The organism is Kitasatospora sp. NPDC059408 (assembly GCF_042751525.1).
Lineage (GTDB): Bacteria > Actinomycetota > Actinomycetes > Streptomycetales > Streptomycetaceae > Kitasatospora.
Genome location: NZ_JBHYWI010000074.1, coordinates 37,904 through 46,834 on the forward strand (window position 1 = coordinate 37,904; position 8,931 = coordinate 46,834).

Sequence of the window (8,931 nt, forward strand, 5' to 3'; positions counted from 1 at the left end):
CCGGACATCAACTGCCGGACAATCGCCGTGAATCGCGGCTCCGGAAAGGCTCTGCAAAGGACAGCCATGCCACGCGCCGAACGCCCGCTGGACCCGGACGCCGGTCCCCTGACGCGGTTCGCGGCCGACCTGCGGAGGCTGCGCGAGGAAGCGGGACGGCCGACCTACCGGGCACTGGCGCAAAGCGCGCACTACTCGTCCACGACACTGTCGGACGCCGCGGGCGGGCGCACCTTTCCGAGCCTGGGTGTGACGCTGGCGTACGTTGCGGCGTGTCAGGGCGACCGCCGTGCCTGGGAATCCCGATGGCACACGGTCGCCGCCGAGCTCGCCGTCGGCGCTGCCTGCGGCGAGTCCGGCGAAGCCGACCTGCGGGGCGCACCGTACGCCGGTCTGTCGGCGTTCCAGCCGGAGGGCGCCGACCGGTTCTTCGGCCGCGAGCGACTGACCGGCGAGGTGCTGGCGAAGGTGCGTGACCGCCGCTTCGTGGCGGTCTTCGGGCCGTCCGGATCGGGGAAGTCCTCGCTGCTACGGGCGGGGCTCGTCGCTCACGCGCGGGCGTCCGGGTGGCCGGTGATGCTCTTCACGCCAGGCCCCCACCCCGTGGAGGAATGCGCGATCCGGCTGGCCGTGGCGACGGGAGAGGCACCCGGCCCGCTGATGACCGAGCTGCGCGACGATCCCGCGATGCTGCACCTGCGGATCCGGCAGGCCACGATCGACCGTACGCCGGACATCGACATGCTGATCGTGGTCGACCAGTTCGAGGAGGTCTTCACGCTCTGCCGGGACCGGGACGAACGGGACGCGTTCATCACCATGCTGATCGCGGCCACCACCGCGACGACCAGTCGGACTCGGGTGGTCCTCGGCGTGCGCGCCGACTTCTACGGCCACTGCGTCCAGGACCCCCGGCTGGTGAGGGCGATGCGCGACGCGCAGATCGCGGTCGGCCCGATGAGCAGCCAGGAGCTGCGCGAGGCCATCACCCGGCCGGCCAAACTCGCGGACTGCACGGTGACCGGCCCGCTGCTGGCGGCCGTGGTCGCGGACGCGACCGGCCAGCCGGGTGCGTTGCCACTGGTCTCACACGCGATGGTCGAAACCTGGCGCCGCCGCAGCGGCAACCGCCTGACGCTGGACGGGTACCTGGCGGCCGGCGGAATCCAGCACGCGCTCGCGCAGACGGCGGAGGCCGCCTTCCGGGCGCTGTCACCGGTGCAGCAGGACCTCGCCAGATCGCTGTTCCTGCGGCTGACCGCGCTGGGCGACGGGACCGAGGACACCAGGCGCCGGATCAGCAGGGACGAGCTTGACCCGGCCCCCGACATGGCCGCCGTGCTCGAATCCCTTGCCCGGCAACGGCTGGTGACGCTGGACCAGGACTGCGTCGAGATCACCCACGAGGCGATCATCCGGTGCTGGCCAAGGCTGCGCGGCTGGCTGACCGAAGACCGGGACCGACTGCTCCTGCACCGGCAGATCACTGACGCGACCGCCGGCTGGGAGGCGCACGACCGCGACCCGCACGCCCTGTACCGGGGTACCCGCCTTGCTGCGGCACTGGACCTGGCCGCTGCGGACGGCAGTCGGCTGACGTCCAGGGAACGGCGCTTCCTCGACGCGAGCCGGGATGCGCAGACCGGTGAGACGGCGGCGATCAGGCGGCGGACGGTCCGCCTTCGGCAGTTGGTCACGCTTCTCACCGTGCTGGTGGTCATCGCCGCCACCGCGGGCGTGCTGGCCGTCGGCTCGCGCAGCTCGGTCATCCGGCAGCGCAACGTGGCCATTGCACGCAAGGCCGCCGCGGACGCGGCCGGGGTACGACAGCAGAACCCCTCGCTCGCCGCGCAGCTGAACCTGGCCGCGTACCGGCTGGCAGCCACTGACGACGTCCGCGATCAGCTGATGAGCACGTTCGCGGCGCCGTACACGAGCCGGCTCACCAACCACACCTCCGATGTCGTCTCGGTCTCCTTCGCCCCGGAGAGCACGGTCCTCGCCACCGCGAGCTGGGACCGCACGATCCGGCTGTGGAACGTCGGGGACGCCCACCACCCCGTCCAGCTGGCGGTCCTGGACCAGCCCTGGCGGCTGCTGTCGGTCGCGTTCGGGCAGGGTGGCCACGTCCTCGCGGCGGCGAGCGAACGATCGGTGCGGTTGTGGGATGTGACGAACCGGCGAGCGCCCGTCGAGCTGGGCACCCTGCCGGATCAGCCGGCCGCGCCGACGTGGGTGGCGTTCCGGCCCGGCGGCGACGTCATCGCCACCGGCCACACCGACGGCACGGCGCGGCTGTGGAACGTGCACGACCCCCGGCAGCCATGGCTGCTGGCCACCCTCCCCGGTCACACCGGCCAGATCACCTCGGTGGCATTCACACCGGACGGCCACACACTGGCGACCACCGGCGACACCACCGCCAGACTGTGGGACGTCACCGACCCGGCGAACCCGCGCGACCTCGAGGTGCTGCGCGGCCACACCGACACGGTGGCCTCGGTCGCATTCAGTCCGGACGGCCGCACCGTGGCGACCAGCAGCTGGGATCACACCGCACGTATCTGGGACATCGGCAGCAGCCCGCGGACGCAGCCGCCAGCCGTCCTGATCGGCCATCCCACGATCGTCTGGTCGGTGGCGTTCGCCCCTGACGGCCGGACACTCGTCTCGGTCGGCGGGTCCACTCTCCTGTGGGATGTCACCGATCCGGCTCACCCGATGCGCGTCAGCGCGATTCCCGGTGGGGCCTACCAGGCCGCGTTCAGCCCGGACAGTCGCACACTCGCCGACTCCGACCGGCTGCTGGACCTACGGGACCTGTCGCTCGCGACCCACGACGACGTGGTCACGTCCCTGACCTTCGCCCCTGGCGGCCACCTGCTCGCCAGCGCCGGCTGGGACGGCACCGCACGACTGTGGCAGGTCACCGGCGGCCGGGCCCTGTGGCCGCTGGCCGTCCTGCGCGGCCACACCAGGTTCGTCCGGTCCGTGGCGTTCAGCCCGGACGGGCGCACCCTCGTCACCGCCAGCGAGGACACCACCGTCCGCATCTGGGACGTGACCGATCCACGGGCACCGCGGGTCACATCGATCCTCGCCCCCGACGCCGGCGAAGTCGCAGGGGCCGGCTTCGCCCCGGGCGGCCACCTGCTGGCCGTGTGGGCGCAACATGCGGCCGGACTGTGGGACCTGACCGATCCCGGCCGTCCTCGGCAGCTGAGCCGGATCGTCGAGAACGGGCCGGACGTCACGATGGCGTCGTTCCGCCCGGACGGCCGCACGCTGGTGACGAGCACGGGCGAGTCCGGCTCGCTGCGGTTCTGGGACATCAGCGATCCGCGCAGCCCCCGGGAACTGCCGTCCCCGTTGCGATCCGAGCCGCTGACCGATGGCGTGTTCAGCCCCGACAACCGGAGTCTGGCCGCCGTCCACGGGACGGACAAGACCGTCTGGCTGATCGACATCAGCGACATCGGCCGCCCGGCGAAGGTGACGCAGCTACCCGCGGCCGGCTCCTTTCTCTACGCGCTGGCCTTCTCCGCGGACGGCCGCCGGCTGGCAGCCGGCGCCGCAGACGGCAGAGTCCTGCTGTGGGACGTGAGCGGTGCGCCCGCTCCTGCCGTCCTCACCGGCCCTTCGACCCCGGTACCGGCAGTGGCGTTCGGTCCGGACGGCAACACCCTGGCCACCGGCGGCAACGACTTCACGATCCGGCTGTGGGACACCGGCCTGGAGAAGGTCGCCGCCCGTATCTGCGACAGCGCCTACCCTCGGATCACCAGAGCCGAATGGGCACGGTACTTCCCGGCGGTCGACTTCACCCCGCCCTGCCCCGCCACGTGACATCCGTCGCCGCCCAGCCCGAGTGGACCGGTCCACCGGAACCGCCATCTCCGGCCTCAACCGGGTGGTCGTCGCGCAGACCGGCGACGATCTCCCCGCTGAGCTTGCCGAGCGTGTCGTCCGAGGTGGTCCGGTAGTAGCGATCGAGGAGGTCGTCCCCGTCCAGGGACACGAGGCCGTTCCAATAGAGGTGGGCGCGGTCAGGCTGGCCGGCGCGCACCCGGGGCTGGCGAGGATCGAGCGGCTCGCGGCACTGCGTGAGGCGCTCGCCGTCCTCGCGGTGACCGTCGGGGCGCCGGGGGCTGCTACAGCTCGACGTCCATCCACGCGATGTCGTTGAGCTCCACATCGAGGCCGCGGGCGCGGTGGCCGTTGTCCTTGAAGTAGTGCTCGCGCAGGCCTTCGGCGAGGATCCGCTCCTGCTCGTCCTGGCCGGCTCCGGCGTCGCGGGCCGCGTACAGCCGCTGGGCCACCGGGCCGGGCATCTTCTGCGTGATCATCCGGGGGCGCGGGTCGTCGGTGGAGCCGCCTGCCGCGCTGAATCCGAACGTCGCCTGGATGTGCAGCATGAAGCCGCGCTGCTCGGCGTCGCGGCGCACCCGCTTCCTCACCCGCGGCTGCCAGGCCGCCCGGACCGCGCGCTCGACCTTGGCCGCGTTGGCCTTCGTCATCGGGATGTCGCCGCTCACCTCGCCGGCGGCGACGGCGGCCAGCGCGTGGGCCCAACGCTGCGCGGTGCGCACCGAGACGCCGGCTGCCTGGGCGAGGCGCTTGGTGTCGTTCCTGGCGACCTTCTCCCACAGGAACTTGACCCTGGTGTTCAGGTGGACCGGGATGGGGCGGGTGCGCTCGGCACGCTCCAGGCCCTCGTCGATCTCCCGGCTCATGGGGCATCAGGTCCTTCCTCGCCCCGTCGGGGCGAACTCGAGAATTGGGGAGCGGCCCGCCAGCCTGGTGTCGGAGCCGTACGGGACGGCGGCTACTCGTCGTCGGAGACGACCCCGCCGGTCTTGATGTGCCGGGCCGGATTGGCGCCGTCGGCGATCAACTTGGCGGTCTCGGCCATCGGCCGGGAACCCTCGAACTTCACCATCCCCGGCGACACCCCCAGTCGCAGCGAGGTCGTGAGGGTGCCGTCCGGCTTGGTGAGGACGTCGAGTGCACCGGGACCGGGACCGGCGAACACCGCGCAGTCGGAGAGGACCGCGAAGCAGCTCAGGCCGGTGTCGTGGGCCATCTTGCGGAGCTTGCGGTGGAGGTTGACGGTGGCGGTGTCGATGACCAGGGCGCGCATCAGCGGGTCCCAGGTCGGACGTTCCAGGGCGGCCCAGCGCTCGCCGTACTCGTAGCCGTGGCCGCGCGGACGCTCCCTCATTTTCCCGATCGCGCCCTTCGCGGTCTGCTTGATCGCGTGCAGCACCGCGAGCTCCGCCGGGTCGCCGGTCGTTTTGAGGCCTGCCATGGTGTCCAGGAAGGCGAACGGGTCGCGGTCGGCCAGGTCGATCGGGACGCCGAGGGCGGCCATCGTGTCCAGGTAGGCCTGGCGCAGGTGCTTGTGCCACGGGTCCAGGTACGGCCCGTGCTCGTAGCGCAGCCAGCCCTCGGTGGGTCGCACCGTGGCGCCGAGTTCGATGGCGTAGGCGACCTTCACCGTCGAGTACCAGGCCGGACCCGTCGGCCGCGCCCCGTCCGCGGTGAACGGGCCGGGCAGCAGCGGGTCCATCTCGACGCCGGACAGGTCGACCAGCCACGAGCCCGGCGTCTTCGGGTCGAAGACCGGGTCCACCACGCGCACCGGCGGGCCGAGTGGCAGCGTCAACCTGCCCGCGGCCGCGAGGAACGCCATGTTGACGTCCAGGCCCACCGCGAACGGCGCCACCTGTTCCTGCTCGGTGAGCTCGCGGAACCAGTCCCACGCCTCCGTCACCAGCGCATCGCCCGGCTCCCGGCCCTGGGCGAGCGGATGCATGTCCGGGACCTCCGGCGGCGCCGGGTCGAACGCCGTCTTCGGCCGCGAGCCCTCCACCGGGCCGGACGTCCAGCCGGACTCGGTGCGCACGGCCTTCGTGGGCGGGCGCAGCGTGGTGACCAGTTCGAGGCCGGAGACGGCCGTGGAGCCACGGGGAGTCAGGACTCGGGTGGCGTAGGTGCCCAGCAGGCGCGCCAGACCGGCCGCGTCTAGGCCCTCGGGAATCTGCCAGCCACCGGACGCGAGGGCACCCCAACCGGGGATGCACAGCTGCACGCACACCCGCTTGCCGTCCTCCGGGGTGCGGTAGACCCTGGCCCAGGGGCCAAGGCCACGCTGCGTCAGCAGCCAGCCGGCCTTCTCGATCTGCTTGACGGCCTTGTGGGTCTTCGGCAACTGACCCAGACGCTGGACGAACTCCTTCTTCTCGTCACGGCCAATCGGCGGCAGGCCGAGCTCCGCCAGCGCCGCGTCGGTCAGGACGACCAGGGCGTCGCCGTCCTTGCCGTGCCGGTGCAACCTGGGCGAACCCAGCTTCACCTCCAGCGCCCACTCCACGACATCGGCCACCGTGCGGCCAGCCGGTGCGGTCGCAGCCGGCGTGCCGTCGGCCAGGTAAGCCACCAACGCCTTGCCTGACGACGCGACGTCCACCACCGCCAGCGGTCCGGCCGGAAAGCGCGCGGCCGCGGCCACCTGCCAGTCCGACAGGCCCTCAGCCGTCGCCGCCGCCTTCTTCGCCGGAGCCTTGCGCGCCTGCGAAGACGCCGCCGGACGCGACGACGACGTGCGGCGCGACACCACCGACGGACCAGTCGCCGGGCCGGTCCCGGGCGCGGCCTGACGGGGCGCAGCGACCGGCGCGACCGAGGCCGCCGGCTCCGGCAACGCCGCGGCGGGCGCGGCAGTGGGCGCGGCCTGGGCGGCGGCGACCGGACGGCAGAACCCGCCCAGGTGCATGGGCATCCCCTGGGCGCGGTAGACCGAGGGCTGCCCGCACTGCACGCACGGCAGCGGCGGGGCCATCAGCAGCGAGCCATCCGGGTTCTGGTCCAGCATCACCACCGCTGGCGCGGCCGGGGCGCTCGGCTCGGGCGCCGGCGCGGCTGCGAACACTTCCGGCACTGGCAGCTGCACCGCGGCCTGGGCGGCGGGGGCGGGCGCAGGGAACCGCTCCGCCAGGCCCCGCAGCAGCCGCGCGTAGTCACCACGCTGCGGCGGCCGCGGCTCGGAGCGGCCGGTCTCCCACGTCCAGACCGTCTCCTCCCGCACCCCAACCCGCTCGGCCACCCGGGCCCGCGTCAGCTTCGCCGCCCGGCGCAGCCGCTTGCGCTCCGCCGGCGGCGGCAGTTCCTCCTCGTCGACCTCCGCGAGCAACGCGTCGATCGGGTCCATCCCCTCGGACATGGCCCACCTCCCGCCACCATCATAGTGGCACTTCTAAGTTTGGATCTAATGTTTTTCTAACCCGTGCGAGTGGTTCTGGGATCCTCGGTGTGACGGAGCACCGTACTTTGCGAGTGGTGCACGGTAGTTCGCGAACCGTCCCGCCTGACCTGGTGTGCCGAAGCTCGATAGTCGTCACTTCAACGCTGCAGTTGGCACCACTGGTAGTCATCGGGCCCGCCAGACGGCGGTAGCCGTCCTCTCGCACGGCAGAAGGCGGATTCTCACCGCTCCGCGCGCTGCGCTGGAGACCTGGTTCTCTCGCGCTCGGCGGCACCCCTTCCAGGATCCGTCCGGACGACATCCGTCCACCCGGAGGCGCCTGGTCGCGGGACGGGGAACGTTCTCCTCCCGACCGAGGACCAGGCCACGAGGAGGCCGGAATGAGACGCACCCGCAGTACCGCACGGACGATCAGCACGTTCCTTGCCGCAGCCCTTCCCCTGTCCGTCCCGTGTGCGCTCACCGCCCCGCACGCGCGGGCGGACGACAAGCCGGCACCGGCGACCCGCGGTGTCGGCCAGCAGCCGGGACACCCCGCCGTCCTGTACCCGGGCCAGGAGCGGACGGTGGCCGCGTACTGCCCCCAGGGGACGAGGCCCACCGGGGGCGGGGCGTCGGTCGAGAGCGACCTGCGCAGCGCGGTCTACTTCCGGAAGTCGGTCCCGGACCCGGCGGGCAACCGCTGGGTGCTCCAGGCATACAACGCCAGCCCCGACGTGCAGACCGTCCACCCCAAGGTGATCTGCTCGACCGACCCCACCCTCACCTACGAGACCGGGAACGACGAGCGGCTCGAACCCGGGGAGAACGGGTACAGCCCATCGAACTGCGCCAACAACCGCTTCGTGGCCGGCGGCGGCTTCGAGGGCGGCGACCGGACCTTCGTCTCCGCGTCGTTCTCCAATCTCAGAGGATGGGCGGCGGAAATGATCTACACCAACTACAGCCCGGACGCGCCCGCGTCCTTCCAGCGGGCCGTCGCCGTCTGCTCCGACACACAGCCCGTCTGGAAGTTCGGCACCACCGTCGACCTGGCGCCAGGGGAGGTGGGAAACGCCACCGCGGAGTGCCCCTCCGGGCAGGTGCCGCTCGGCGGCGACGCAGACAGCGGCCTCGATGTCCTGCTGACCACCTCGGCCCCGACGGCGACAGGCTGGACGGTGTGGGCCAAGAACGGGGTCTTCGGCCCGCGCAAACTCTCCGCCGCGGTGCTGTGCACCACCCCCTGACGCCGGGCGACCTGCACACAGTCGAAACAGTCTGGACCGACACTTCCGCTCCGAACCGCTCGCGGACGTACTGGTGGACCATTCGTACCTTTGCCCCCGGCGACACCGCCCTGGGCTACATCCCTTCCAGATCCCCGGCTCGTCCAAAATCCAGAAGGTCCAGTTCGGGCTGGACAGCGGCTTTGCCCCGACCGTCGGACAGTGGGACGTCCCCTGACGTCGCCACGCCGCCCGGGTCCAGCCAGGACATCGAACGGACCGACCGAGCGATCAAGATCCTCCGGAGAACGGTCAAGATCATCTGTCACGGGACGCCGGGGTCCGGTCACGACTCCTACGGAAGTCTTCCGCGGTCGACGGGCGCCGCAGTGGGTGGAGCCGCGTCGGGCGGCGGCGGTGGCCGCGGCAGGCGACGCCACGACGGGTGTCCCGTCGCGG

At 72.1% G+C, this 8,931-nt stretch carries 5 protein-coding genes; 2 read left to right on the forward strand and 3 right to left on the reverse strand.

All coding sequences use genetic code 11. From position 1 onward, the window contains the following. Positions 1–66: 66 nt before the first annotated feature. Positions 67–3,846, forward strand: a complete 3,780-nt coding sequence (locus ACFXDE_RS34510) for a helix-turn-helix domain-containing protein (protein ID WP_380498440.1) — start codon at positions 67–69, stop codon at positions 3,844–3,846. Here ACFXDE_RS34510 and ACFXDE_RS34515 read toward each other — a convergent pair. The 3 genes from ACFXDE_RS34515 to tap all read right to left on the reverse strand — a co-directional run bounded on the left by ACFXDE_RS34515 (position 3,821) and on the right by tap (position 7,222). Beyond that, complete coding sequence (locus tag ACFXDE_RS34515) at positions 3,821–4,066, reverse strand: hypothetical protein (protein ID WP_380498441.1); 246 nt, start codon at positions 4,064–4,066, stop codon at positions 3,821–3,823. The genes ACFXDE_RS34510 and ACFXDE_RS34515 overlap by 26 nt on opposite strands. A gap of 85 nt (positions 4,067–4,151) precedes the next feature. Beyond that, the gene (gene tpg, locus ACFXDE_RS34520; protein WP_380498442.1) at positions 4,152–4,733 is read right to left on the reverse strand and encodes a telomere-protecting terminal protein Tpg; all 582 of its coding nucleotides are present in this window, start codon (positions 4,731–4,733) and stop codon (positions 4,152–4,154) included. A 92-nt stretch (positions 4,734–4,825) separates the two neighbouring features. Beyond that, on the reverse strand, positions 4,826–7,222 hold the full coding sequence (gene tap, locus ACFXDE_RS34525) for a telomere-associated protein Tap (RefSeq protein WP_380498443.1): 2,397 nt from the start codon (positions 7,220–7,222) through the stop codon (positions 4,826–4,828). Positions 7,223–7,644: 422 nt separating this feature from the next. Here tap and ACFXDE_RS34530 point away from each other — a divergent pair, with 422 nt between their 5' ends. Continuing rightward, positions 7,645–8,493, forward strand: a complete 849-nt coding sequence (locus tag ACFXDE_RS34530; protein WP_380498444.1) for a hypothetical protein — start codon at positions 7,645–7,647, stop codon at positions 8,491–8,493. Positions 8,494–8,931 lie beyond the last annotated feature (438 nt).

Coding starts and splice junctions, on each gene's coding strand:
- tpg (WP_380498442.1), bottom strand. CDS start 4,733: ATGAGCCGGGAGATCGACGAGGGCCTGGAGCGTGCCGAGCGCACCCGC.
- tap (WP_380498443.1), bottom strand. CDS start 7,222: ATGTCCGAGGGGATGGACCCGATCGACGCGTTGCTCGCGGAGGTCGAC.
- ACFXDE_RS34510 (WP_380498440.1), top strand. CDS start 67: ATGCCACGCGCCGAACGCCCGCTGGACCCGGACGCCGGTCCCCTGACG.
- ACFXDE_RS34530 (WP_380498444.1), top strand. CDS start 7,645: ATGAGACGCACCCGCAGTACCGCACGGACGATCAGCACGTTCCTTGCC.